The sequence below is a fragment of the Pseudomonas sp. DTU12.3 genome (genome assembly GCF_004124275.1).
In the GTDB taxonomy this organism is placed as follows: Bacteria; Pseudomonadota; Gammaproteobacteria; order Pseudomonadales; family Pseudomonadaceae; genus Aquipseudomonas; species Aquipseudomonas helmanticensis.
This window is the reverse complement of record NZ_CP027218.1, coordinates 3,091,536-3,116,431: the sequence shown is the minus strand read 5'-3', so window position 1 is coordinate 3,116,431 and position 24,896 is coordinate 3,091,536. Positions and strand designations below refer to the sequence as shown.

Here is a 24,896-nt window from a genome sequence, read left to right as displayed (position 1 = left end):
GATCAAAAGATCGCAGCCTTCGGCAGTTCCTACATCATGGGGGGGTGGTTATTTGGATTCGGACTTGAGCTTCAGATACATCTGGTGCATATCCACCGCCCAGCCATCGATCACCGCTTTGACATCGCTGGCCTTCATCACCTGCGAGTCATTTTCCAGCGGCTTGCCGGTGCCTTTGCGCACCACCTGCGCCACGACCTTGTTGCTGCCGCCATCGAGGAATACCGCCTCGGTGGCCAGGGTGGTTTCCTGATCGCGGATGCCGCTGGCGGTACTGACGGCGGCAGCGACCAGCGCAATCGGGATCACTTCATAGGCGTGCAGGCCTTCGGTCTTGCTGCTGACGGCGGTAATGGCCGGACGCACCACGATCACACCAGGACCGGGGCCGGTAGCCAGCGGCAACGATTTGCCGATTTCACGCTTGAGTGCCTGATCGTAGTAACTGGTGATGCCGTTGAGGGTCTGCTGCGGAATCTTCGCGGTCGGCTGCGGCTTGGGATAGAGCTGGCTTGGTTCGATGTAGACACTGGTGTACTTGTTGATGTCGAATTTAGGGTCCATCCAGCGCATCACCTCGGCACCGGACGTTGACTTGGCCTCCTTCAGTTGGCTGTAGTCCTTGAGGAAGCCCGAATACTCTTTCGGGTCGACGGTTTTGCTGGAACAGCCCACTACGGCGAGGGTGGCAAAACACAGCGTGCCCATCATTACTGCTAGCTTCATGCTGTAACTCCTGTCAGAAGGCCGAAAACTTTGCCTGGGGGAGTTACAGGTATAGCTAAAACCTCAGCATTTGCGATTGCAAATTACAAAATTCACGCAAGCCTGAGCGACAGATCACAACCGTCATTTGACAGACGCCGGCCATCCGGCAAAGCTGCACCGAGCTTGAACGCACGCCAGTCGGCAAATGCACCTGGACTACGGAAGTCGCAATGCCCAAGCATAAAAATAAAGCAGCACAACCTGACCCTGATTCGACTCGATCTCCACTTTCAAAGTACCTGTTCCCGATCACCATCGGTGTGTTGCTGGCCGCTGTAGCGGGTATCGGCTGGTTTCTGTTCAGCCCGGCTCCGGCGACAAAGCCGACCAAGGTGGCGCCGATCAGCGCGCCTGCACCAACGCCGCCCAAGCCGCAACCGGTCGCACTGCAACCGGCAACGATGGTCGACGAACAACAATGCCAGGGCTGCCACACCGGACAGGTCAAGGACTGGCAAGGCTCGCATCACCAGTTGGCGATGCAGCCGGCGAACGCTGAAACGATGCTCGGCGATTTCAACAACATCACCTTCAAAGCCGAAAACGAGACCACACGTTTCTCGCGCAAGGGCGATCAGTTCTGGGTCAACACGCCGGGCATCGACGGCAAGAATGCCGACTTCAAAGTCGCCTACACCTTCGGCATTGCACCGTTGCAGCAATACTTGATCGAGGTCGGCGAAGGCCGCTTGCAGGCGCTCGGTGTGGCGTGGGATACCGAGAAGCATCGCTGGTTCCACCTCTATCCCGGCCAGGGCGTCAACTTCAAGAATCCGCTGCACTGGAGCAAGCCGAGCCAGAACGCCAACTTCATGTGCGTCGAGTGCCACACCACCGGTTTCAAGCGCCATTTCGATGCCGCGAGCAACACATTCAACAGCCAGTGGAACAGTCTCGGTGTCGGCTGTCAGGCCTGTCACGGACCGGCGTCCAATCACCTCGAATGGACGGCGAAAAAAACCGATTTGATCCATCAGGGTTTCGACGTCGATCTCAAGGATAAAAACGCTACGGTCGAAATCGAAACCTGCGCCCGCTGCCATGCGCGGCGCGCGCCGCTGGGCGATGGCTACACGGTCGGCAAGCGCTTGATGGACGATTACCTGCCAAGCACCCTCACCCGCGAACTGTATGCGCTGGACGGCAAGATCAAGGATGAAGTGTTCGAACACGGCTCGTTCCTGCAAAGCAAAATGTTCGACAAGGGGGTGCGTTGCAGCAATTGCCACAACCCGCACAGCAGCGAACTGAAAGCACCCGGCAACGCGGTGTGCCTGCAATGTCACAACACGGCCGGCAAGACTTCGGTCGAAGGCGTTGACGGCAAAGGCCTGCAAGCGAAGAACTACGACTCCATCGAACACACCCGGCACACCATGGGCCAACCCGGTTCGCAGTGCGTCGATTGTCACATGCCCGGCAAGTTCTACATGGGCAACGACTTCCGGCATGACCACAGCTTCAGCATTCCCAACCCGGAACGCGCGCAGAAGCTCGGCACGCCGGACGCCTGCCTGACCTGTCACCAGGGCAAGGCCGGCGACAAGGTCATCGCGCAATTCAAGCTGTGGAGCGCCTCCACCGCTGTGCAGGCGCCGCGCTACGACGAAAGCCTGTGGCTGATCCGCAATGGCCAGCCCGGCGCTGCCGACGCGCTATATCAGCAGTTACAACGCAGCGATCTGCCGGCAATCCAGCGCGCAACGTTGCTCGCGGAACTGCCGCTGTATCCAAGTGAACAGGCCTTGAAACTGGCGACACAGGACCTGAAAAATCCGCAGCCTCAGGTTCGCGAAAGTGCGGTGCGGGCGATCAGTGCGTTCCTCCCGCCACCGGAACGCGCGCCGCTGCTGACACCGTTGCTGGCCGATCCGGTGAAAGCCGTGCGCATTGTTGCCGCGCGGGATCTACTCAGTGTCGCGCGGAACGGCCTGGGCACTGCGCAAGCCAATTGGCAAGCGGCGATTGGCGAATACGAGGCGGTACAGAAAAGCCTGCTGGAACGCGCCGAAGCCAATCTGAACCTGGCAATGCTCTATCAGGCCAGTGGCCGCAGTGGCGAGGTCGAAGGCTTGCTGCGCTCGGCGCTCAAGCGCGATGCGGACTTCTACCCGGCGCTGGTGACCCTGGTGCAATGGCTGGAGAGCAATGGTCGCGGTGGTGAAGCGCAAAAACTGCTGGCTGACAGCCTCAAGGAACACCCGGACGCAGCGTTGTTGCAGCACACTCAAGGGTTATCGCTGATCCGCGCCGGCAAGGCTGGCGAGGCCATGGCACCGCTGCGCAAAGCCGCACAACTGGAGCCGCAGAACGCCCAATACGGGTATGTGCTGGCGGTGGCGCTGCATGAAAGTGGCAAGGTCGATGAGGCCTGCGCCATCCTCGAAGGCTTGCTCAAGGCGCAACCGGCGAACCGCAATGCACGGTTGTCGCTGATCCAGTGGTATCTCGACAGCGGGCAGGAACCCAAGGCACAAATACTGCTGCAGGGCTGGAAGAAAATGAACATGGGCGATCCCGCCCTGAAATAACCCACACCCCCCCTGTAGGAGCTGCCGCAGGCTGCGATCTGTTGATGTTGGTCTTTAAGATCAACAGATCGCAGCCTGCGGCAGCTCCTACAGGGGTATGGGTTTTACCAGGAGGATTCGCCGCTGCGCAGGGCGATTTCGCGGCGGCTGTGGATGCGCATCGCCTTGATCAGCGACACCGTGCCGACCATCAATATCGCCGCGCCAAACAGGAAATCGATGTTGTACAGCTGGAAGTCCTGCACCGGCCCGATCAACAGCCCGCGCACCACGGCAACGCCGACCAGTGTGGCAAGGAAATCGATCCCTGGCGCGTCGCGATAGAACACCAGCATCAGCGGCAGGCACAGCACCAGCAGAAGCATCAGCACGACCATCTTGAACGAAGCTTTGCGCTCGACGCTGAAGGCACATTCGTGCGGCCCGTAGGCCTTGTAATCTTCGTCGCGGATCATCGGGTTCTGCTCGTTGATGTAATCGACGCGGTTGTACTTCTGGATCGGCGTGAAAGTATTGGACATCTCCATCAGCGTGGTGATGTTCTTGAAACGCAGGTCGATGCGTTCGCTGCCCTTGAGGTAATAGAGCACCGGTTTGTAGCCGTAGCGATAAGTGTCGAACGGGAATTCGCTGACCTGGCCCTGAACGCCGATCGGGCGGGATTCGAGTTGCGTGTAGGCACTTTTGTTGGTCGCCGAGAGGTTGCGACTCAGTGGCTGGAGCTTCACTTGTTCGAGGAAGATCGGTGTGGCGCCGTAGGTCCACTGCAACGGTTCCAGACGCAGGCGCAGTTCGTTGCGGCTGAGGTCATAACGGTTGAAGGTGCGTTCGGAGACCACCAGCGAACCGCTGAGCATGAACTCGCCGCGCAGGTTGTTGGTGACGCGCAAGGTCAGTTGATCCTTGCCCAGCAACGCCGCTTCGTTGGTCGGCGGCGTGCCGCACCACGCGGTACTTTCGCCGGCAGCGCCGAGCTGACCGTCGCGGCTTTCCTTGAACACATAAAAGTAACTGGCCCACAGCGTCACCATTAACAGCAATGCTGTGAGACCGAGGATTTTTTTGCCCGGACTCACTGATCAGACTCCCTTCTTCGGTTCCATCGTCCAGCCGAAAACCCGCTGGCGACGGCGACTCTACCAAAAGGCCATCACTGACCCAAGGGAAAATGCCCAATTCATGAGGTTTCTAAGGGTTTCCCCGGTGCGTAATAACGACATAAAACCTCTGTGGCGAGGGGGCTTGCCCCCGTTCGGCTGCGCAGCAGTCGCAAACCCGGTTGCTGTCAAATGACTGACACACCGCATGTACCGGGGACAGAGGCTACTTCGTAGCCTGACGGGGGCAAGCCCCCTCGCCACTAAAGCACGGCATGATCCCTGTAGGAGCTGCCGCAGGCTGCGATCTTTTAAAGCGTCAGCGTCTTCGGAAAAGTGGGCGCGGTTCGATAACTGAGCGGCCGTAGAGCACGCTCATGCCAGCCAACCCCTTCAGTGCATCCTCGGCAGACTTGTCCTCACGCACGGCAAAACTGTCAAAACCGCACTGGCGCATGTGGCTGAGCTGATCGCGCAACACATCGCCAATCGCGCGCAACTCGCCGGTCCAGCCAAAACGACTGCGCAGCAGATAGGCCTGGCTATACGCCCGACCATCACGAAAACTCGGGAAATCCAGCGCGATCAGCGGCAACGAACCCAGCCACGGCACCAGACTTTCCACTTCATCGTCCGGGCCGAGCCACACGGCGTGGGTCGCGGGCGATTGCAGCCAATGCGCCAGGGGCAAAATCTGCAGCCCCGAAGGCCTGGCCGCCAAAGGATCACGCACCAGCGTCCACGGATCATCGTGCACCAGCCGCGCCAAACCCTGCTCCAGTCGCAGCAAATTGTTCATGCCGTCGCCTCCAGCGTCTTCGGGTACACCCGTTCCTTGAACGGCTCGAGGCCGATCCGCGCGAGGGTATCGACAAACAATTCCTCACTTTCGCGATAGCGCACGAACGTGCCGATGATCCGCTCGATCACCTGCGGCACCTCGGCGGCGCTGAACGACGGGCCGATCACCTTACCCAGCGCACTGTTTTTGCCCTGTGCGCCGCCCAGGGTGATCTGGTACCACTCGCTGCCATTCTTGTCGACGCCGAGGATGCCGATATTGCCGATGTGGTGATGACCGCAAGCGTTCATGCAACCGGAGATGTTCAGGCTGATATCGCCCAGATCATGCAGGTAATCGAGGTTATCGAAACGTGCCTGGATCGCCTGGGCAATCGGGATCGACTTGGCATTCGCCAAGGCGCAGAAATCGCCGCCGGGGCAGGCAATGATGTCGGTGAGCAAGCCGACGTTAGCGCTGCCCAGATCGTGTTTACACGCCAGTTGCCACAGGGCATGCAGGTCGGATTTCGGCACATCCGGGAGAACGATGTTCTGCTCGTGGGCAATACGAATCTCGCCGAAACCGAAACGCTGCGACCAGTCGGCCACCGCCAGCATCTGCGCACCGGTGACGTCCCCCGGCGGCGAAGCCATGCCCGGTTTGGTCGACAGCACCACACTGGTGTAACCCGCCACCTTGTGCGGCTGCACATTGCGCGCGACCCAACGCGCGAACGCCGGGCTATCGGCCAGGCGCGTGCCGAAATCCAGATCGGTGTCGGCCAGCACGCGGTAAGTTGGCGGTACGAAGGCACTGGCGACCCGCTGGTATTCAGTCTCGGTCAACTGCGCCGGACCGTCCTTGAGGTGCTGCCATTCCTCTTCGACTTCCCTGGCGAACGCCTCGATACCGAGTGCCTTGACCAGTATCTTGATTCGCGCCTTGTACTTGTTGTCGCGCCGACCATGACGGTTGTACACGCGCAAAACGGCCTCGACGTACGACAGCAGATGCTGCCACGGCAAACCTTCGCGGATTTGCAAACCGAGGATCGGCGTACGCCCCAAACCACCGCCGACGATCACCCGCAGGAGCATTTGCCCGTCGCGAGCGGGGTAAAGATAGAGGCCGATGTCGTGCATCATGATCGCCGCGCGATCCTGCTTCGCCGAGCAGATGGCGATCTTGAATTTACGCGGCAGAAACAGGAACTCCGGGTTGATCGTCGACCACTGCCGGAGGATCTCGGCCAGCGGTCGCGGGTCAATCAGCTCATCTGCCGCGACCCCGGCAAACGCCTCGGTGGTGATGTTGCGCACGCAGTTGCCGGAGGTCTGGATCGCGTGCATGTTGACCTGCGCAAGGCGTTCGAGGATGTCCGGCACCTCGGCCAGTTCGATCCAGTTGAACTGCATGTTCTGCCGCGTGGTGAAGTGGCCGTAACCGCGGTCGTAATCGCTGGCAATGCTCGCCAATGTGCGCATCTGCTCGGCGCTGAGTGTGCCGTAGGGAATCGCCACCCGCAGCATGTACGCGTGTTTTTGCAGGTACAGGCCGTTTTGCAGGCGCAGCGGCAGGAACTCCTCTTCGCTCAATTCCCCAGCCATGAAGCGCTCGACCTGATCGCGAAACTGCGCGACGCGCTCGAACACCAGCGCGCGGTCGTAATCATCGTATTGATACATGCCTGCCACCTCATCAGTTATTCCTGTGGGAGCGAGCCTGCTCGCGAATGCGGTGTGTCAGACAACAATGCAGTTGCCTGACACACCGCATTCGCGAGCAGGCTCGCTCCCACAGTTTTCTTCAGAGCACTATGACGAAGCAGCGCAGCACGTTACAGATTCACCTGAAGCGATAAAAACCATATCAGGGCGCGGCAGAACGCCGCAGCCAGCACTTCAATCTGATCCGCACAAATGAACAATTCCTGAGCCTGTTTTGTTTCCGGCGGGGTTTCTACAGTGCAGCTCATGCCAGACCGGGTGGCCTGGCAAGACTTTGCAACCGTGGATGAACTGACGATGAGCACAGCAACAATCGGACAGGCTTATAACTACAAGGTCGTCCGCCAATTCGTCATTGCGACGATTTTCTGGGGTGTGGTGGGCATGGCGATGGGCGTGTTGATCGCCTCGCAACTGGTGTGGCCGGAGATGAACCTGGACCTGCCATGGACCACTTTCGGCCGCTTGCGCCCTTTGCACACCAGCCTGGTGATTTTCGGCTTCGCCGGCAGCGCACAATTCGCTGCGAGTTACTACGCGGTGCAGCGCACCTGCCAGGTGCGGCTGTATTCCGACACCCTCGCCGCGTTCACCTTCTGGGGCTGGCAATCGGTGATCGTGATCATGCTGATCACCTTGCCGATGGGCTACACCACCACCAAGGAATACGCCGAGATCGAGTTCTCCGGCGCGGTGTGGATGGCCGTCGTTTGGGTCGCCTATGCCGTGGTGTTCTTCACCACCGTGGTGCAGCGCAAGACCAAACACATCTACGTCGGTAACTGGTTTTTCGGCGCGTTCATTCTGGTGATCGCCATGCTCCATGTGGTCAATCACCTGTCGATCCCGGTCGACTGGTTCAAGTCATATCCGGTGTATGCCGGCGCCACCGATGCGATGGTGCAGTGGTGGTATGGGCACAACGCGGTGGGCTTTTTCCTCACCACCGGGTTCCTCGGGATGATGTATTACTTCGTGCCGAAACAAGTCAATCGGCCGGTGTATTCGTACCGGTTGTCGATCGTGCACTTCTGGGCGCTGATCACCCTGTACATTTGGGCCGGCCCGCACCATTTGCACTACACCGCGCTGCCGGACTGGGCGCAATCGCTGGGCATGGCCATGTCGCTGATCCTGCTGGCACCAAGCTGGGGCGGGATGATCAACGGCATGATGACCTTGTCCGGTGCCTGGCATAAGTTGCGCACTGACCCGATTTTGCGCTTCCTCGTGTTGTCGCTGGCGTTCTACGGCATGTCGACATTCGAAGGGCCGATGATGGCGATCAAGACCGTCAACGCCCTCTCCCACTACACCGACTGGACCATCGGCCACGTGCACGCCGGGGCGTTGGGCTGGGTGGCGATGATTACCTTCGGCGCGACCTATCACATGGTGCCGAAAGTCTTTGGCCGCGAGCAGATGTACAGCACGCCGCTGATCAACCTGCACTTCTGGCTGGCAACCATTGGCACCGTTTTGTACATCGCCTCGATGTGGGTCAACGGCATCACCCAGGGCCTGATGTGGCGGGCGATCAACGAAGACGGCACGCTGACCTATTCGTTTGTCGAAGCGCTGCAGGCCAGTCATCCAGGGTTCATCGTGCGCTTTGCCGGCGGGGTATTCTTCCTCACCGGGATGTTGCTGATGGCTTACAACGTCTGGCGCACGGTGCGGGTTGCCGACGTGGCGCTGGCCCACCGTGAAGCGCAGATCGCCTGAGGCAGGGAGCCGGACGTGATGGATATTTTTTTCAATGTGCTGGGCGTGGTGTTTCTGTGGCTGGCGGTCGAGTACTGCTTGCGGCGCGAGACGGCGGATAGTCTGGATGAGGCGAGCATGGTGCCGTTTGCCGATGACCCGGAGGTGGCACGGCGGGTTGAGCTGGCCACGGGTAAACCGGTGAAAGCGGTGGCGCCGGAGGTGGCGAAGCCGGGCTGGATCAATCTAGAGATGTGAGGCGTGTCAGGTAGGCTGCCCTCACCCTAGCCCTCTCCCGGAGGGCGAGGGAACTGACCGAGTTGTTTGCTCGTGTTACGTCGACCTGAAATATCAAGTCGAACTCAGGTTTTGAACAACACTCGGTCTGCCCCCTTTCCCCCTCGCCCCCCTGGGGGAGAGGGTTGGGGTGAGGGGGTAAGCTCTTGATCCTAACCGCGTTCGCGCGGAATCAAACTCTGCAACTGCTGCGCCAGAAAGTTCGCATCAAAGGCAAATGTATCCGGATCCTTCAGCCCATTGGTCTTGCGCCATTGCCACTCGCCATCCGGCAGGCCGACCAGGGAAATGCTGCCATAGCGCGCTGCCGTCAGGCCCATCACCGCCAAGGAGATCTGCCCTGCACTGCCCATCACATCGGGCACGAACTCCACCGGTTTGCCGGCAATCACGATGCTCAGCTTTTCCGTCTTGAAGGTCGAGGTTTCCACCGGTGCGCTTGGCCCGAAAGCCACGTAAGCCTCACGGTGCACCTCCAGCAGGTGCGGCGCCTGCACCGGTTCCAGCCATTGCTGAATCTGCCCGAACAGCGCGGTAATGCGACTGGCCCATGCCGCAGATTGCGTTTCGAACAGTTGCTTCTTGTGCGCTTCACTTTCGGCATAGTGACGAAGCATCTCGCCCAGTTGCTGTACGTCGTTCATTGCGGTGTTCCTCGTAAAGGACCTGCGAACCGTAATAGTGGCAGATCCCGGTCACGGCGTACGTTTAAGCTGCGAATCGCGCTGAAGCAGCACACCTGAGTGAAAGATCGACGGTACAGTCAGTGGCCGCTGGCATCGCACCGCGAACAGAAGGAAACTGCGGGCAGAGCTGAACGTTCGACACCGACATTTGCCAGAGGAAATCCAATGCGCACCATCGGCCTTATCGGCGGCATGAGCTGGGAGTCCAGCGCCGAATATTATCGCCTGATCAACCAACAGGTCCGGGATCGTCTCGGCCCGCTGCGTTCGGCGCAGATGCTCATGTACAGCGTCGACTTCGGCCCGGTCGAACAGGCTCAGCACGCCGGGCGTTGGGATGATGCGGCGGCGATTCTGGTGAAGGCCGCGCGCAGCCTTGAAGCCGGCGGTGCGGAGTGTGTGGTGCTGTGTACCAACACCATGCACAAGGTGGCGGAGCAGATTCAGGCAGCGATCAGTATTCCATTCCTGCACATTGCCGAACCGGCTGCACACGCCGCGCTGGCCATTGACGCGCGCACCGTAGGCCTGCTTGGCACGGCGTTCACCATGGAGCAGGATTTCCTCAAGCAACGCCTGATCGCTCAGGGGTTGACGGTGCTGGTGCCGGACGAAGCCGAGCGCAAGGACGTGCACCGGATCATCTACGACGAACTCTGTGTCGGCGTGATCAGTGAACCGTCGCGGCAAATCTATCAGCGGGTGATCGAATCGCTGACCGCGCGTGGCGCCCAGGCAATTATCCTCGGCTGCACCGAAATCGGCATGCTGATCAAACCTGAACACAGCGCCCTGCCCCTGCTCGACACCACCGAACTGCATGCGCAGTCGGCGGTGGCGTTCGCGCTCGGCGACTGACTCAGGTTTTCGGACGAGTGCGCAGGCGGGCCATGCTCAGGGTGTCGACCCATTGCCCGTCGCGCACGGCGTAGTCGCGGAACAGGCCTTCGGTTTCGAAACCGAATTTCTGATAGAGACCGATGGCCGCTTCGTTATCGGCATAGACCGTGAGTTCGACGCGGTGCAGATTCATCCAGTTGTCGGCGACGTCCAGCGCCGCCGCCAACAGCTGCGAACCCACGCCTTTGCCCTGCCACGCGACCGCGACCGCCATGCCGAAACTGCCGGCGTGCGCCCGGCGCATCCGCGAGTGGGCTTCGAGGCCGAGATTGCCGATCACCACGCCCTGATGCAGCGCCACCAGTTTCACCGCGCGTTCATTGTCTGCCAGCAGGCGTTGCCGCCAGACCTCGGTGGACTGAAACGGCATCTGCAACACCTGCCGTGCCACGGCCGGATCGTTGTAGAGCGCGGTGATGCCCTCGATGTGCGATTCGTTGAAACGCTCGAGGTGAATGGCGGGATTGTGCTCTGGCATGGCTGATCCTTCCTGGATCGATGTGTGGCCGTCCACTCTAAACCGCCCACCTCAACACATACAAACGGTAGGAGCTGCCGCAGGCTGCGAGCTTTTGATCTTGATTTTTAATTTTAGAAAAAACAGATCAAAAGATCGCAGCCTGCGGCAGCTCCTACAGGGGTGGTTATTCGAACCATTCGTGGCGTTCGTTGAAGGTGTGGTGGATGAGGTCCAGCAGAGTTTGCACTTCGGCGATCTCTTGCGATTCGGCATTCACCGCCAGCCAGGCCTGCAATTGCATCGGTTCAGCGAACAGCCCCGGCAGCGCGATCAGGCCCCGATCGAAGCGGCTCATGTAAGCCGGCAACAACCCGATGCAGGCGCTGCAACGGATCATCTCCAGCATCAATTCGTAGGACTGCATCTGCACCACCCCGGCCAGACGCTGCTCGACCAGTTCATTCCACGGCCGGAAGCTGTCGATCTGCCGGTCGTGCTGCCATTGCACGAGCATGAAGTCAGCGAGGTCGTCGGGGGTGTCCGGGCGTGCGGTGACGCGGGAGTAGCGCTTGGCAATGTGAGGCAGGTAATCAAGCTTCGCCAGGCGTTGCGGTTTGCCAATGGCGAACGTCGGCCCGGGGTAAGGCGTATCGCCGTGGGCCAGCCACAGGACGATGTCGGCACTCACTGCACGCAGCGACAGTTCGCTGTCCAGCGCGATGATTTCCAGGCGCACGCTGGCGTTGCGGCGCAGCAGTGCGATGAGGTCGCGGCCGAGGATGTCGTGCAGGATCGACTCGGCGACGGCGAGGCGAATCAATGGTTGTTCGATCACCGGCAGTTTGCGTTCGTTGGCCAGCGCGACGAGTTTGGCCTGCAGTTGTTGGCCTTCACGGGTCAGGCTCAAGGCGCTGCCTTGAAAGCTGAACAGTGAATGCTCGAGTTCCTGTTCAAGTTGCGCCAGCTGTTTGCGCAGCAGGGTCGAACGCACATTGAGGCTACGCGCCGCCTGCATGAAACAGCCACAGCGGGCACTGACCAGAAAATACTGCGCAATATCGCCATCGATCGCGGCAGCCTGTATCAGCCAGGAATCGCCCTTGTCCTGCGCCCAACGATACTCGGCGCTGCCCTGTCGTCCTGCGGGTTCGGTGAATGACATCGATGACTCCCTGTCGATCTTTGTATTTATGAATGTCCATGAATGCCCCTGTGGGAGCGAGCCTGCTCGCGAAAGCGGTGCGTCAGTCACCGCAAGTGTTGAATGTGCAGACGCTTTCGCGAGCAGGCTCGCTCCCACAGGGGTTGTTGTGTAGGTGTAATCAGTGTTTTTCCTCGAGGACTTTGTTCAGTTCAGCGCCATCGATACTCAACGTCGCGGTGTTGAGCATGCCGTCCAGGTAGGCCTGGGCGATTTGCTCCTGACGTTGCGCACGCAAGGCCTGGGTCAGTTGATCGCGCAGTTCATCGAGGGTCGCAGTGCGCGCCGGTTGTTGCTCGGTGAGTTTGATCACATGAAACCCGGCAGCACTTTGCAGCGGATCGGAAACCGCACCGACCTTGAGCCGTGCCACGGCGCCACGCACTTCCGGCACCAATTGCTGCAAAGGTTGCAGACCGCTATCACCACCGCGTTCAGCAGTGACGCGATCCTGCGAATATTGAGTCGCCAGTGCGGCAAATTCCGCCGGCGTCGCCTGAGCTTTTTTGCTCAATTCGGCTGCCTGTTTGCGCACCGTTTCCAGAGTCTGCGGATCACTCACGCCGAGGAAAATCTGACTGACCCGATACAGCGCCGGGGTCTGCCAGTTCGCCTTGCCGGCGTCATACGCCTGCTGCAACTCGGCGGCACTCGGATACTCCGCCGGCACCTCGCTGACCGAACGCAAATAATCGCGAAAGACGATCTGCTCGGTCGCGGCACGCGTTTGTCGCGCCACGTCCGGGCGCTGCGCCCAGCCTTGCGCATCGGCCTGCTCCAACACCGCTTTCTCGGCCAGACGGGTCCGGATCCAGCGCTCCAGCGCTTGGCGATTACCGCGCAATTGTTCGCGGGTCTCGGCTGGAACCGTTGCGAGCAACGCCTGCAACTCCTCCGGCGTCACCTGCTGATTGCCCAACCGTGCCAGCGCCGGCCCGCCGGCAACCGCCGCCAGCGGCGACGATTGCTGGGCGGCGACCGGGTCATTGCCCGGTCGCACCACCAGCGCCACGGCCACCACCAACAGCGCCACCGCAGCGGCGCTGATCACCATGGCAGGCTTTTTCACAGCGCGACTTCCTCTTCTTCGGCCACCGCGACTTTCGCGGTTTGCGCTGCACCGGCCTGGGTGAAATCACGCAGATAAACGATGAATTCCTGCAACAGGCGATCCCACAATTCCAGATTGCCGCGCAGGTGATCGTTGCTCACACCGGCTGCCACCACCACGTCCATTTCCATCACCAGAAACTCGCCCTGCAACGACAACCGCGCGAAACGCCGCGTGGCGTTCCACTGCTCGGCCACACCCTGCGGCAACTCACCCTGCACGCGGAGCGCACAGCTGAAAGTGAAATCGACGTAGCTGCCCTGCTCCACCGCCGGGTTGCCGAAACGCACGGCGTAACCAATGCCCTGGCTGGCGCTGAGCAACTGGACGATGCCGTTCTGCTCGGTTTCGTTGACGCGATAACCGGCCGCTTGCAGGACTTCGGTCAGGGATTTTGGCGATACGTGGCTGATCAATTGAGTCATTACTTCTTCCTTGTCTATCAGTGCGAGAGCGCAGCTTGCGGCGCGTCGAATTGAGTCTTGTAAAGGTCATCGCCGAACCCCTGGGCCAGTTCATCGAACTTGACCCGGGCGCTGCCCGCGAAGGGCTGACGGATCTTCATCACCTCGGCCACATCGATGTTTTCGTAGGCGGTGAGGATCTGTTTGGCGACGCCGTACATCTGCTGATTCTTGACTGAACATTGCTGCACTTGTGTGTCACGTTCAGTCAATTGCGCTTGAAGCTTAGACCGTTCTGCTTCTTTGGCACGGGCCAACACCAGCAAGTCGTCATAGGCTTTCTTGAACTTGCCGGTCTGCTCGGCGCTGGCCGCCACTTGCGCCTGGGCCTGGCTGTGCAGGCTCTGTTGCTGCCCGGAAAGCTGCTCGGCGAGGCCTTTGGCCTTGGCCAGTTCAGCGCTCAATTGCTTGATTTGCGCCTGCGCCGCCTTGACCTCGTTCTGCGCCGCCAGTTGTGCAGCGCTGGCCTGGGCCTGCTGGCTTTGCAGTGCCTGCAACTGCTGGGCGGTGCTGCGCAACTGGGTGCGCAAGCGCTCTTCCATGCCTTCGGCATTCGCCCCGGTGGCGATCAACAAACCCAGGCCCAGCCCCAACAAACGCGTTTTCATAACCCTCTCCCGGCGCCTTAGAAGCGCGTGTTGATCTCAAGCTGCAAGACGTCGATGTCGAACGGCGCGCCGTACACCGCTTCGGTGCTCAACCAGCGACCCGTCGCATAAACGTTCTTCGCCAGACCGTAGTTGCCGCCAATGAAGTAGCCCTTGGCGTTGGTGCCGCCGAGGTGGAACGAGGAGTCGTTGAAGCCGTCCGGCAAGGCATCCGGCTGGATGTATTTGTAGCCGGCGAACATGTTCCAGTCGCCCTGCTTCTTCAGCTCCAGCGCGCTGCCGAGGGTGAACTGCACCATCCATGCATTGGCGCCGCTTTCGATGTTGCCGTTGCTGTCGAGGTTGTTGACGATCTGCCCGGCAGAACGCTTGCGCATCTCGCCTTCGTCGTAGCTGAGGTTGTGGATGTAGTTGCCCTGGCTGCGCAACTTGAAATCTTCCGGCAAGTCGGCATCCCACACCACGTTCAGATCCAGCAGGTTGAACTCGGAGGCCAGACCAACGAATTGCGGCTGTGGCGTGGTGCTCGGGTTGAGCGGGTTCGGGGTGATATCGCGCAGCAGGAACACGCTGTTGCCCTTCTGCATGAACGCCGCGCGGGTGCCGTCGCTGTCGCAACCCGGCGCGCCGGCCCACGGTTCGCAAGGGCTGGAGCGTTCGCCCTGAATGTCGTCGAAACGGTAGTAAGCCAGTGCGCCCTTCAGGCGGTTGTTGCTGTTGATCGCCCACTTGGCGCCGACTTGTGCGCCGTACAACCACTTGTTGTCGCTCTCTTCCTTGTCGAAGCCGTTGCTGCTGGTGGTGTCGTTGGTGTAATCCACCGGGAACGCGCCGACAGTACCGAACACACCCCAATCGCGGTTGAGCTTGTGGTCGAAAATCGCTGCCACACCGTCGAAATTCAAGTCGTTGGAATAGAGCATGTCGGTGGACATGAACGGGTTGGCGAAGCGCCCGCCAGTCAGGGTCAGTTCATCCGTCGGCTTCCAGTTCAGGTAACCCTGATCGAGCCAGATGTCCTTCTTGGCGAACCCGCCGCCGAGGCTTTGCGTGGTCGACACCGGGTTGTTGTCCGAGCCGGTGCCGATGCGAATACCGGCGGTCCATTCCGGCGAGATCACCGCTTTCATGCCAAGCCGCGCGCGGATGCGGAACTGATTGGTGCGGTCTTCGCGGGTGTTGAGCAGCGGCGGCAGGCTGGTGCTGCTGTTGGGGTTTACGTCGTACGGGCCGTTGTTGTTGAGCTTGGCGAAGTCGACGATTTCGTTGCTGTTGTTATCCGAGTAGTAGCGCGATTCATCACGCAGACGAATGTCGCCATCAAAACTGATGCGCGAGGCCCAGTCCGGGAAGGTGTTGGGCGCGGCCCAGTTTTCCTGTTTGGCGGTGGCCATGACTTCGGCTTTGACCTGATCGCGGATCTGGTCGCGCACCGCTGCCGGCACGTATTGCACTCGCACATCACCCGGCGCCGCCACCGGCCCGGCCGCAACAGCGGTGGACGCCGCAGCCTGCTTGGCTTGGGCGGCTTCGTTTTGCGCCTGGGCAATCAAAGCGTCAGCCTTGTCCTGTTTCAAAATGCCCTGCTCGACCAGCAAGCGGATCAGATTGATCGTGGCGTTCTCCGAAGGCGCGGGCGCAGGCGCTGCCACGGCCTGACCGACCAGGGTCGCAACGACCATGCCGACCGCCAGGGACAATCGATTCACGTTGGAAATCATCTGCACACAACTCCTTTTGGCAAAGCTTGAAGGCTTGGCAATAAATATTCGGTTAACCCGGACGCCGCCCTTGCAGGGACAGGCGCACAGGCAAAGTGATAGAGGCCGGAGGCCGTTCGCTGAGGGCCGGCGCACCGCGCAGCGCGGCCAACACTTGCGTATCGATGTCGGGGTTGCCGCTGGACTTGATCAGCTCGACCCGGGTGATTTCGCCGACGCTGCTCAGCCAGACATCGGCCTGCAACGAGAACGCGAGGTTGCGCAGCTCAGGGTTCTCACGCAGCAAGCGCTGGAAGGTGAACGCCAGAAACTGGCTATACGTCCCCGTGCCCAAACGCCCGCCGCCAGTGCCAGCCATGCCGCCGCCCTTACCCGCGCCGATGTTGAAAGCGTCGCTGCCGGATTGCGCGTCACCGTCCATTTGCATCGGGTTGGCCAGATCGTCCGCCGGTGATGGCGGTGCTTCTTCCTCGGGCTTGACCTCTTGCGGCTCCGGCGTTGGCTCCGGTTCGACGACTTTTTCTTCCACCGGGGTCTCAGGCTCCGGCGGTTTCTCCGGCGGCGGAGGTGGCGGTGGCGGCAACGGAATGATCGTCGGCACCTTTGGCGCTTCGCGGCGGATGCCGCTCATGTCATTGGCCCACTGCCACAGAAACCACGCGGCGAGCGCGCCGATCAGTAATCCGGCGCCCCACTTGGCATAACGCAGCGCGGGCTTTTTCACCGGCAGCGGCTCGATCGGGAGTTGTGCGGTCATGACTCAGCCCTGACTCGGTTTGCCGGTGACGAGACCGACCTGGGACAGTTCGAGCCGGCGCAACAGATCCAGCACTTCGATGACTTTCTGGTATTGCACCGTCGCGTCGCCGCGCACGATCACCGGGAAGTCCGGACTCTGCGCCTTCTCGATGCGCAGGCGTTCTTCCAGCTCGGCCAGGGTCACCGGATAAGCGTCGAGGAACACCTGGCCGCCATCGTTGACCGAGATCGCCTTGGTCTTGGCTTCCGACAGCGATACGGCGGCGCTGGCCTTGGGCAGGTTGATCTGGATCCCGGAGACCTGCGCGGTCGCGGTGAGGATGAACATCACCAGCACCACCATCAGCACGTCGACCAGCGGGGTGATGTTGATGCTGTCCACCGCTGCATCTTCGTCATCGTCGTTGGAGGCATTTACAGACGCCATGTCAATGCTCCTCAGGCCGGTACGGAGTGGTTGGCGTGATGGCCGCGATGCGACGCCTCACTGAACTGGCTCTCGCCGTGCATCTCCGCCAGACGGGTGATGAACTCGTCGACGAACACGCGCATGTCGGCGCTGACTTCCTTGTTGCGGGTGATCAGGCGGTTGTAGCCAAACAGCGCCGGGATCGCGACGAACAGACCCATGGCGGTAGCGAGCAAAGCGGCGGCCATACCGGGTGCGATGGCATTGATGTTGACGTCGCCGGCCATCGCGGTACCGAGGAACACCACCATGATCCCCAACACGGTGCCGAGCAGGCCGATGTATGGGCCGCCGGCGATGGCGTTGGACAGGGTCGAGAGCTTCGAGCTGAGCTGCTGGTTTTCGCGGGTGCGCACGCCGTCCATCGAGCAGCGGATCGCTTCGATAGTCGCTGCGGAAACCGACGAGGTATCGGCGCCCTGCTCACGCCGGGTGCGAATCTCTTTGACCGCCACCAGATACAGGCGCCACAGCGACGAATGCTGCAGGCGCTGGGCGAGTTGCGCGTCGTCGGCGAACATCTCCAGACGCGTGCCGACCTTGGCGAACTGCACGCGGAAGTCTTCGTTGGCGGCAGACACGCGGCTGAGGGTGCGGTTCTTGCGCAGCATGATGATCCACGACTGAAACATCATCAGCACCAGCACGGCGATGATCACCCAGGCGTCGATCGGCACGGCGTTGAGCAGGAAGCCGAGGCTGCCGAAACCGAACCCGGACTGTTCTTCATCGACACCGTAAGCCACCAGCTTCGACTCGGCGCCCTGCGAGGTCGCGTCGGCCAGCAACAGCGGCGCCGGACGGGCGACTTTCGACAGGCGCAGTTCATCGATGGCGCCTACGAACGGCTGGAATGGACCTTCGTGCAGGTCGGCGCCGATGGCCATCACCGAGTTGAAAGCCGGCATCGCCTGAGCGAGAGTCGCGCCTTCACGGCCATTGATGTAAAGGGTGACTTTCGCGCCTTCAGCGGTCAGTGCGACGTGTTGCCATTGGCCCGGATTCAGCGCTTGCGTGGCGACGGCGCGTTGGCCATCGATCTCCACAAACGGCACGCCTTGGTTGGCACCGATCAGCAGGCTGGTGGCGCCTTCACGACGGGCGAGAATCAGTTGCTCGCCATTGGCCTGGTCCAGACGCAACCAGGCACTGAAGGTGAACGCACTGCCGGCGTTGTGCTGCAACGAAGGACTGGCTGGCAGCAACAACGGCTGGCCGCTGAACTGCAAGGCGCGCCCTACTACACCGTCAATCGCCGCGCCGGTCGCACTTTGCGCGGTGTTGCCGTAGGCGGTGGTGTCTTTGGCCGGGGTGCCGGTGGCGCCCTCGAAGTGATACAGCGCGGTGTAATTCGGGTCGAAGGTCAGTTGGCCGTTACCGGTCGCCGGGGCCTTTTGATTGCCGTAATACATCCAGATGTCCTGGCGCTGACCGCCCTCGACATTCGGCACATCGACCCAGATCAGCGCCATGCCCATCAGCGCGTCGAAGCTTTCGATCTGATGATTGAGCACGGTCTTGTCATCGGCGGCGACAAAGCGCAGATCCGAACCGTCCTCCTTCACCCCGTCAAAGGTGAAGTTGCCGGTGTGCAGGCGCACCAGCAGCGCGGTGCGGCCGAGGGCCTGATTGATCGCCGCGCCTTGTGGCGTGGTGTCGACGGCAATCTGTTTGCGGTAGTGCCAGTCGTCCTGCCACCAGGCCTGAGCCGTGGCCGGGAGCACGAAGCCCAGGCAGATCAACAACGAAAGGAAGAGGCGCTGCATGAACGTGCTCCTTGTCAGAAAGTGGCTTGAAGGTTGAAGTGCAGGCGCGATTCCTGTTTCGAGGTGTTCGGCCCTTCGAGTAGCGGGTAGCCCCAGTCGAGGCTGCCGGACAGCCATTTGCTCAGGCTGGCGCGGGTGCCGAGGCCGACGCTGGCCAAGGCATAACTGGCGTCCTGATCCGGCAGTTCGTCGCGCAGATACAACTGCGCGCCCTCGGCAAAGGCGTAGAAGCGCCAGTCCTGCATCCACGTGCCGGCGTACTTGGCCAGCGATGGCGTGCGTACTTCCTGGCTGAGCAACACGCCGTCATCACCGGTGCGTTCGGCAGCCAGGTAGCCGCGCACCGAGGTGGCGCCGCCGGCAGAGAATTGTTCGTTGGAAACCAGTGGCCCCGACGCCAACTGGAACGCGGCTTTGCTTGCGCTCTGCCAGTCGCTGTCGAAGGTCCAGGTGTAATTGCTGTCGCCCTTGACCACGGCAAAACTCGGCTTGGCGCGGTAGCGTTTGTAGTCGAAGTCTTCGTCGGAACTGCCGTAGCCGAAGATGCTGCGGGTGGCGGCGACCAGGCTCAGGCCGAGGCCGAGCTGGCTCTTTTCGGTGTAGCGATAGCCGTTGTAGGCGAAGGTGAACGGTGCGTATTGCAGCGGGACTTTGTCGCTCTCGCCGGACAGGGTCAGGCGTTCGTCGAAGTCCTTGAAGTCGATGCCGGCCGACAGCGAGTTCGACCAGTTGCCGCTGGAGGGCAACGTATAAATCGCCGAGAGGCCATAGGAGTGGCCCTTGCCGAGCACGTTGCTGCCGCCGATGGTGGCGACGTTGCTGTCGGACTGGTAACCGGAGAACTGCACACTCCAGCGATCGGTCAGCGGCGCGGTGTAGGAACCCGACCAGACCTTGGCGTTGTCGGTGTCCTGCGGCGCGGTGAAGAACGTCAGGTTGACGCTGTGGCCGAGCTGCCAAAGGTTGTTGTAGCCGAGGCTGGTGACGGTGCGCAGCTTTTCCGTGTCGGCGCTGTAATCGTTATTGAGGCCGACGCTGGCGGTCCACGGGTTCTGGTCTTCGACCTGCAAATCCACGTCCATGGTGCCGGGGCGCTGACCTTCGCGCACTAGCGGCATCACCTGACGGCCCGGGGTTTTATTGAGCTGCGCCAGTTCAACCTGGACCTTGGCAAAGTCCGGCACCTCGCCTTCTTTCAGTGCCGGAACGTTGTCGCGGATGTCCAGCGGCGAATAGTGTTTGGCACCCACCACTCGCACCCGGCCGACCTTGGTTTCGCTGACTTGCAGGTAGACGATGCCGTCGGCAACCGCTTGCTCGGGCAACTCGACGAACACCGATTGATAGCCGCGCTCTTGATAAACTTTTTGCAACGCGTCGCGCGCGCCTTCGATATCCGTGAGGGCTTTCTGCGGGCCGAGGAACGGGTACACCGCTTCTTCAATGGCACGCGCATCGAGCACGGTGTTGCCGCGCACGAAGTATTCGTTGACATCGACCAGACGCTGAGCTGCCGCTTGCTCGGCGCCCTCTTCGGCCAACGCCGGCTGCGCGCCCGCCGTCACCAGCAGCCAGCCCCACAGCGCCAGCCGTGACTTGAAAATCGGTTCCACACTACCCCCTGAATTCGCGATGACCTGTTGGCGTTTCGAACGCCGCGTGTATGGCGTCAATTGCTGGCTGTCGAGGCACAGGCGTGCTTGCCCAGCCACGTGTGCAAGAGCGCGAAGTTCAGCGAGAACTCGGGCATTTGCAGCAACGCGCCGCAAAACACTTCGCCGATGATTTTTTGAATGAGCAGCACCGCACGCGGGTTGTTGAGCAGCGTGGCGATGTCGCGACTGAGGACGTTGAAGCTCCAGACTTTCTGGTTCAGACCGAGGCCGACGAACCAGCGGAACAGCAGGTTGTAGTTGAGCTGTTCGTAAAGCTGCTGTTCGCTGGGCACCGAATACAGCAGTTGCAGGAGCAGGATGTGCATGACCGTTTGCGCGGGAATGAGCATGCCGGGCTCGGCATTGAGGTCATGCATGAGGCCTTTGTGCGCGTCGAGCAAATCGTCGATCTGCGGGCGCAGCAGCACCAGCGAATGGCCTGGCGGAATGTAGCTGGAAACCTCTTTCAAGGCGCCCTGCCAATCATCCTGCGAGACGATCCAGACCCACGGCGCGCCGTAGCGATACACCGAAACCGGCTTCTTGCGCGCGGCTTCGACGATCTTCGACAGGCGTTGATCGAGTTCCTGCATGCCCACTTTCGAGTAGCGTTCCATAGTCCCCATTGCCTCACTCCCGGCGTCCCGCCTCGGCTTGTGAAAAGCGCCCCGTTGGGCCCCTCAAGCGCGTTACATAGGCATGACCGGACCGGCGATGTGCTACCGAACTTTTGTCATAAAAGCTTCATTACTGGATGGGGATCAAGATCAAAAGATCGCAGCCTGCGGCAGCTCCTACATGGGATCGCATTTCGATGTAGGAGCTGCCGCAGGCTGCGATCTTTTGATCTGGGTTTTCAGGAATAGACCGGCCAGGTGTCGACGATCTTGCCGCCGCGCACCGCCAGCAGATCACCGAATTGCAACAACACCGCTTCGGTCTGGGTAGGGCGCAGGAACACTTGATCCTCAACGGTCAGGCCCACGGCATTCGAGCCGTTGACCATCTCCTGATTGGAGCTGCGGCCATACACGCTATTGCTCTGCAAACCGGACGGCGATTCGAACTCGGCCATCCAGTTGCCGCCGTAGATGAAAAAGGTCTGGCGCTGGTTGGCGTCCCACCAGGAGAACAGCTTCGACTTGTCATCCAGCGCCGGGATGTTCACCGCACCGGTGCTTTTCAGCACTGGCGTGGCGATGTAAACCGCCGGTTCGTGCTCGACCAGCGACGGCAAATCATAGTGCGTCGGCTTGAGCATCGCCGTCCCCACCGACACCTCGGTGCTGAGCTTTTCATTTTCATGAATGCGGTAACTCGGGCTGCCGGCGGTGTTCAGGCACAAGCCGTCGTGCCACAGGCCCGGAAACTGCTGCCGGGTAAAATCCACGCAACGCTGATAAATCAGCATGACCTTGGCGAACAGTTCTTCAGGCGAACCGAGAATCCCCGGCACGCCCATGCCCACGAACGGGTCGTAGCCCATGAACCCGGCAAACTCCAGATGCTGCGAATTGGCGCTGATCAGCGTGAGCATCTGCCCCAGCACATTCAAATCACTGACGCCGCCGCGATGCAGGCCGACATCCAGTTCGATGTTGACGCGCATCCGCGTACCCAAGCCCTGCGCGAGTTGCAGGTATTGCTGCAAACGTTCGGGGCCGTCGAGCAACCATTGCAGTTGCTTCGCGGGATCGAACGGGCCTTTGTGGGATTGATAAAACAGCTCTGCCGAACGCACCGGCAACGGCTTGCCGAGCAGAATGTCGGACTGGGGGAACGTGACAGCATCGTGATTGAGAAACGGCTGATGGAACGACATCAATTTTTGCGTCCCGGCACGTTGCGCGATGTAGCTCAACAGTCCCGGTGACGGCAGCGACTTTTCCACCAGACGCAGTTGCTTGCCGCCGCGTTTGACCGACTGCATCACCACATCGATGTTGTGATCGAGACGATCCAGATCGATCAACAGCACCGGGCGCATTGGGCCTTTGTCCTTCAGCTCCTTGTTCAAAGCACGGAAATACTCGGTATACGGCCCGCCACGATCACCCGGCCGCAGCCACGCCCCGACACCCACCAGCAACACGCCTGCACCCAATGTACCGAGGAGGAAATTACGTCGATTGACCGCCATCAGCTCACCCCCAGAATCGACGACAGATGCGCATTGAGAAAGCGCCCGCTCGGATCAAGCGCCTGGCGCACCTCGACAAACTCGCGCCAGCGCGGATACAGCGGCTGCAGATTCTTCGCGTTGAGTGTGTGCAACTTGCCCCAGTGCGGCCGGCCGTTGTACTTCCAGAAGATCGGCTCGACGGCGGCAAAGAAGTTGTGATGATCCATCTGGTAATGCTGGTGCACCGAGATCGAACAGCTGTCGCGGCCCTCGAACATGCTCAATGGAATGTCATCGGCTTTGACGTAGCGGTACTCGATGGGAAACCAGGTGCGCAGGTCCTTGTCCTGAATCAGCTTGAGAATCTCGCGCAGGCAGGCCGGGCCGTGTTGGGCCGGCACTGAATATTCCATCTCGTTGAAGCGCACGGTGCGCACGTTGGCGTAGATGTCGAACGAGTCGCCGACGCGGTCATCGAAACTCGCCAGATGCCGCAGGCTGTTGAGCATCGTGCGGCGCAGCTCGGGGAAGTCGCTGCCGTACTTGTCGATCTTTTCGATGAGGGTGACGAACTCGTTGCCGCCCTCCTCTTCGGGCGGGATTGGCGGCGTCGCCGGGTCGTCGGTTTCGTTGAGGGCTATGGACAAGGCGTAGTCGGAATGGGTGACGACGAGCATTTCCCAGTGCTGGTTTTCAGCGGTGTTCTTGTCGATGTCTTCGAGCAATTCCTCAGTCTTGGCGATCCATTGACGCTCGCGCAGGCGATAGGCCGGGCGATTTTGCAGGCGGATTTTCGTCGCCACGCCAAGGGCGCCGAGGGATACGCGAGCAGCGTTGAACACGTCCGCATGGCGCTGACTGTCGCAGTCGAGCACCTCGCCACTGGCGGTCACCAGTTGCATGCCGCAGACATGCGCCGAGTAGGACTGGAAGGTTTTACCGGTGCCGTGAGTGGACGTCGAGATCGCCCCGGCGAGGGTCTGGTAATCGATGTCGGCCATGTTTTGCAGGGCCTGGCCGATGTCTTTCAACGGCGTGCCCATGCGTGACATCGGTGTGCCGGCGGCGAATTCGGCTTGCAGGGTTTTCGCGTCGTGGTCGAGCAGACCGTTGAAGTAGCTCAGCGACAACAGCGTGCCGTCGGTAGGCACCAGTGCGCTGAAGGAATGCGCCGAACCGACCGGGCGGATCTTGCCTTGTGCCTGCCTTACCACAGTTGTCAGTTCATCGAGATTCTTCGGTGCCAACCGCGCCGCTGGCAGGCAACTCTGTGCGCCCGACCAGTTGCGCCATGGGATCAGCCGTGGCGCGCGCATCAATTGGCCCAATGCCGGATTGCTCGCCAACGCGCTGAATGCGCCGACGATACTTGCCCGTTGCAACAACTGACGCCGTGTCAGATCCATGGTCATGCCAGGCACCTTATTGAGGGAGAGGCTGGTCGGCCATGAAGCCGATCAATTGCAGGAATTGCTCCTGCGAGCACTCGACGCATTGGCCCATCGGCGGCATGCCGTTATAGCCGTTGATGGCATGGTCGAGCAGTGTGTCGCTGCCCTGCTGGATGCGCGGCTCCCAGGCTTTGCGGTCACCGGTGAGCGGCGCGTTGGCGGCCGGGTTGGCGTGGCAGAGCTGGCAGCTGTTGGCGTAGATCTGCGCCAGTGCCGGGTCTTGGGGCATGGCGTTGCTGTTGGCGCTGGCTGGGGGTTTGGGGTCTTCGCCGCAGCCAGGCAGCGCCACGGCCAACGCCAGCAGTAGAGTGAGTCGGATTGCCCGCATAACGGCCTCGCTTATTGTTGTGCTCATACCTTAAGGCAGCGGCTGCACCGGGTTGAGGGCATTGCGGGACAGCGAGGGGGGCAAACGGGGCCAGCCGAATCCGACATAGCCCATGTAGGAGCTGCCGCAGGCTGCGATCTTTTGATCTTGATATTAATTTTGAAAAACAAGATCAAGAGATCGCCGCCTGCGGCAGCTCCTACACAGGGGTTCGGTGTATAGGCCCGCTCTGCTTTGCGCCTTTGCGTGACATTCGGGTGACATTTGCGGGTTTAAATTTCGCCACA

At 60.8% G+C, this 24,896-nt stretch carries 23 protein-coding genes; 4 read left to right on the top strand and 19 right to left on the bottom strand.

Going from position 1 to position 24,896, the window contains the following annotated elements; translation table 11 throughout:
• Positions 1–48: 48 nt before the first annotated feature.
• Positions 49–726, bottom strand: coding sequence for a DUF3313 domain-containing protein (locus C2E19_RS14340; protein ID WP_129393380.1), 678 nt, complete (start codon positions 724–726; stop codon positions 49–51).
• Positions 727–938: 212 nt separating this feature from the next.
• On the opposite strand from C2E19_RS14340, the gene C2E19_RS14335 reads away from it, so the two are divergent.
• Positions 939–3,299 carry a tetratricopeptide repeat protein gene (locus tag C2E19_RS14335; RefSeq protein ID WP_129393375.1) on the top strand — a complete coding sequence of 787 codons (2,361 nt, stop codon included), beginning with the start codon at positions 939–941 and terminating at the stop codon, positions 3,297–3,299.
• A 104-nt stretch (positions 3,300–3,403) separates the two neighbouring features.
• Here the strand turns inward: C2E19_RS14335 and C2E19_RS14330 are convergent, their stop codons facing one another.
• From C2E19_RS14330 to C2E19_RS14320, 3 genes are all read right to left on the bottom strand, one after another.
• On the bottom strand, positions 3,404–4,375 hold the full coding sequence (locus C2E19_RS14330) for a hypothetical protein (protein ID WP_129393372.1): 972 nt from the start codon (positions 4,373–4,375) through the stop codon (positions 3,404–3,406).
• A 340-nt stretch (positions 4,376–4,715) separates the two neighbouring features.
• A complete protein-coding gene (locus C2E19_RS14325; protein WP_129393368.1) occupies positions 4,716–5,195 on the bottom strand; it encodes a DUF934 domain-containing protein in 480 nt (159 codons plus the stop codon).
• Complete coding sequence (locus C2E19_RS14320) at positions 5,192–6,865, bottom strand: nitrite/sulfite reductase (protein ID WP_129393365.1); 1,674 nt, start codon at positions 6,863–6,865, stop codon at positions 5,192–5,194. The genes C2E19_RS14325 and C2E19_RS14320 overlap by 4 nt, the downstream gene beginning before the upstream one ends.
• 339 nt (positions 6,866–7,204) lie before the next feature.
• Between C2E19_RS14320 and ccoN the strand changes: the two genes are divergently transcribed.
• Together ccoN and C2E19_RS14305 are read left to right on the top strand one after the other, a co-directional pair.
• Complete coding sequence (gene ccoN, locus C2E19_RS14310; protein WP_129393361.1) at positions 7,205–8,632, top strand: cytochrome-c oxidase, cbb3-type subunit I; 1,428 nt, start codon at positions 7,205–7,207, stop codon at positions 8,630–8,632.
• Positions 8,633–8,650: 18 nt separating this feature from the next.
• Positions 8,651–8,869, top strand: a complete 219-nt coding sequence (locus C2E19_RS14305) for a cbb3-type cytochrome c oxidase subunit 3 (RefSeq protein ID WP_129396121.1) — start codon at positions 8,651–8,653, stop codon at positions 8,867–8,869.
• 191 nt (positions 8,870–9,060) lie between these two features.
• On the opposite strand, the gene C2E19_RS14300 is transcribed toward C2E19_RS14305, so the two are convergent.
• The gene (locus C2E19_RS14300) at positions 9,061–9,552 is read right to left on the bottom strand and encodes a hypothetical protein (protein ID WP_129393358.1); all 492 of its coding nucleotides are present in this window, start codon (positions 9,550–9,552) and stop codon (positions 9,061–9,063) included.
• 207 nt (positions 9,553–9,759) lie between these two features.
• Between C2E19_RS14300 and C2E19_RS14295 the strand changes: the two genes are divergently transcribed.
• Positions 9,760–10,452 (top strand): aspartate/glutamate racemase family protein, encoded by a 693-nt coding sequence (locus tag C2E19_RS14295; RefSeq protein WP_129393355.1) that lies wholly within the window; start codon positions 9,760–9,762, stop codon positions 10,450–10,452.
• 1 nt (position 10,453) lies between these two features.
• On the opposite strand, the gene C2E19_RS14290 is transcribed toward C2E19_RS14295, so the two are convergent.
• The 14 genes from C2E19_RS14290 to C2E19_RS14220 all read right to left on the bottom strand — a co-directional run bounded on the left by C2E19_RS14290 (position 10,454) and on the right by C2E19_RS14220 (position 24,609).
• Positions 10,454–10,972, bottom strand: a complete 519-nt coding sequence (locus tag C2E19_RS14290) for a GNAT family N-acetyltransferase (protein ID WP_129393352.1) — start codon at positions 10,970–10,972, stop codon at positions 10,454–10,456.
• A gap of 166 nt (positions 10,973–11,138) precedes the next feature.
• Positions 11,139–12,116, bottom strand: a complete 978-nt coding sequence (locus C2E19_RS14285; protein ID WP_129393349.1) for a LysR family transcriptional regulator — start codon at positions 12,114–12,116, stop codon at positions 11,139–11,141.
• A 160-nt stretch (positions 12,117–12,276) separates the two neighbouring features.
• Complete coding sequence (locus C2E19_RS14275) at positions 12,277–13,224, bottom strand: peptidylprolyl isomerase (protein ID WP_129393343.1); 948 nt, start codon at positions 13,222–13,224, stop codon at positions 12,277–12,279.
• Positions 13,221–13,691, bottom strand: a complete 471-nt coding sequence (locus C2E19_RS14270) for a YbjN domain-containing protein (RefSeq protein WP_129393339.1) — start codon at positions 13,689–13,691, stop codon at positions 13,221–13,223. The genes C2E19_RS14275 and C2E19_RS14270 overlap by 4 nt, the downstream gene beginning before the upstream one ends.
• Before the next feature lie 17 nt (positions 13,692–13,708).
• Complete coding sequence (locus C2E19_RS14265; protein WP_129393336.1) at positions 13,709–14,338, bottom strand: DNA repair protein; 630 nt, start codon at positions 14,336–14,338, stop codon at positions 13,709–13,711.
• A 17-nt stretch (positions 14,339–14,355) separates the two neighbouring features.
• Positions 14,356–16,059 (bottom strand): putative porin, encoded by a 1,704-nt coding sequence (locus tag C2E19_RS14260; protein WP_129393333.1) that lies wholly within the window; start codon positions 16,057–16,059, stop codon positions 14,356–14,358.
• Between the two features lie 52 nt (positions 16,060–16,111).
• Complete coding sequence (locus C2E19_RS14255) at positions 16,112–16,816, bottom strand: energy transducer TonB (RefSeq protein WP_129393330.1); 705 nt, start codon at positions 16,814–16,816, stop codon at positions 16,112–16,114.
• A gap of 3 nt (positions 16,817–16,819) precedes the next feature.
• A complete protein-coding gene (locus tag C2E19_RS14250; RefSeq protein ID WP_129393327.1) occupies positions 16,820–17,245 on the bottom strand; it encodes a biopolymer transporter ExbD in 426 nt (141 codons plus the stop codon).
• Positions 17,246–17,256: 11 nt separating this feature from the next.
• On the bottom strand, positions 17,257–19,053 hold the full coding sequence (locus C2E19_RS14245; RefSeq protein WP_129393324.1) for a DUF2341 domain-containing protein: 1,797 nt from the start codon (positions 19,051–19,053) through the stop codon (positions 17,257–17,259).
• Positions 19,054–19,067: 14 nt separating this feature from the next.
• Positions 19,068–20,666 (bottom strand): ShlB/FhaC/HecB family hemolysin secretion/activation protein, encoded by a 1,599-nt coding sequence (locus C2E19_RS14240; RefSeq protein ID WP_129393321.1) that lies wholly within the window; start codon positions 20,664–20,666, stop codon positions 19,068–19,070.
• Positions 20,667–20,722: 56 nt separating this feature from the next.
• Positions 20,723–21,334, bottom strand: a complete 612-nt coding sequence (locus C2E19_RS14235; RefSeq protein ID WP_129393318.1) for a transposase — start codon at positions 21,332–21,334, stop codon at positions 20,723–20,725.
• Positions 21,335–21,564: 230 nt separating this feature from the next.
• Positions 21,565–22,773: a DSD1 family PLP-dependent enzyme gene (locus tag C2E19_RS14230; protein WP_164979473.1), complete on the bottom strand. Its 1,209-nt coding sequence runs from the start codon at positions 22,771–22,773 to the stop codon at positions 21,565–21,567.
• Between the two features lie 74 nt (positions 22,774–22,847).
• A complete protein-coding gene (locus C2E19_RS14225) occupies positions 22,848–24,176 on the bottom strand; it encodes a D-arabinono-1,4-lactone oxidase (protein WP_164979472.1) in 1,329 nt (442 codons plus the stop codon).
• 76 nt (positions 24,177–24,252) lie between these two features.
• A complete protein-coding gene (locus C2E19_RS14220) occupies positions 24,253–24,609 on the bottom strand; it encodes a cytochrome c5 family protein (RefSeq protein ID WP_129393308.1) in 357 nt (118 codons plus the stop codon).
• Positions 24,610–24,896 lie beyond the last annotated feature (287 nt).

Bases quoted from the DNA above. Each gene is read 5' to 3' on its own strand.
- C2E19_RS14340 (WP_129393380.1), bottom strand. From the start codon at position 726: ATGAAGCTAGCAGTAATGATGGGCACGCTGTGTTTTGCCACCCTCGCC.
- C2E19_RS14335 (WP_129393375.1), top strand. From the start codon at position 939: ATGCCCAAGCATAAAAATAAAGCAGCACAACCTGACCCTGATTCGACT.
- C2E19_RS14325 (WP_129393368.1), bottom strand. From the start codon at position 5,195: ATGAACAATTTGCTGCGACTGGAGCAGGGTTTGGCGCGGCTGGTGCAC.
- C2E19_RS14320 (WP_129393365.1), bottom strand. From the start codon at position 6,865: ATGTATCAATACGATGATTACGACCGCGCGCTGGTGTTCGAGCGCGTC.
- ccoN (WP_129393361.1), top strand. From the start codon at position 7,205: ATGAGCACAGCAACAATCGGACAGGCTTATAACTACAAGGTCGTCCGC.
- C2E19_RS14305 (WP_129396121.1), top strand. From the start codon at position 8,651: ATGGATATTTTTTTCAATGTGCTGGGCGTGGTGTTTCTGTGGCTGGCG.
- C2E19_RS14300 (WP_129393358.1), bottom strand. From the start codon at position 9,552: ATGAACGACGTACAGCAACTGGGCGAGATGCTTCGTCACTATGCCGAA.
- C2E19_RS14295 (WP_129393355.1), top strand. From the start codon at position 9,760: ATGCGCACCATCGGCCTTATCGGCGGCATGAGCTGGGAGTCCAGCGCC.
- C2E19_RS14290 (WP_129393352.1), bottom strand. From the start codon at position 10,972: ATGCCAGAGCACAATCCCGCCATTCACCTCGAGCGTTTCAACGAATCG.
- C2E19_RS14285 (WP_129393349.1), bottom strand. From the start codon at position 12,116: ATGTCATTCACCGAACCCGCAGGACGACAGGGCAGCGCCGAGTATCGT.
- C2E19_RS14270 (WP_129393339.1), bottom strand. From the start codon at position 13,691: ATGACTCAATTGATCAGCCACGTATCGCCAAAATCCCTGACCGAAGTC.
- C2E19_RS14265 (WP_129393336.1), bottom strand. From the start codon at position 14,338: ATGAAAACGCGTTTGTTGGGGCTGGGCCTGGGTTTGTTGATCGCCACC.
- C2E19_RS14260 (WP_129393333.1), bottom strand. From the start codon at position 16,059: ATGATTTCCAACGTGAATCGATTGTCCCTGGCGGTCGGCATGGTCGTT.
- C2E19_RS14255 (WP_129393330.1), bottom strand. From the start codon at position 16,816: ATGACCGCACAACTCCCGATCGAGCCGCTGCCGGTGAAAAAGCCCGCG.
- C2E19_RS14250 (WP_129393327.1), bottom strand. From the start codon at position 17,245: ATGGCGTCTGTAAATGCCTCCAACGACGATGACGAAGATGCAGCGGTG.
- C2E19_RS14245 (WP_129393324.1), bottom strand. From the start codon at position 19,053: ATGCAGCGCCTCTTCCTTTCGTTGTTGATCTGCCTGGGCTTCGTGCTC.
- C2E19_RS14235 (WP_129393318.1), bottom strand. From the start codon at position 21,334: ATGGGGACTATGGAACGCTACTCGAAAGTGGGCATGCAGGAACTCGAT.
- C2E19_RS14220 (WP_129393308.1), bottom strand. From the start codon at position 24,609: ATGCGGGCAATCCGACTCACTCTACTGCTGGCGTTGGCCGTGGCGCTG.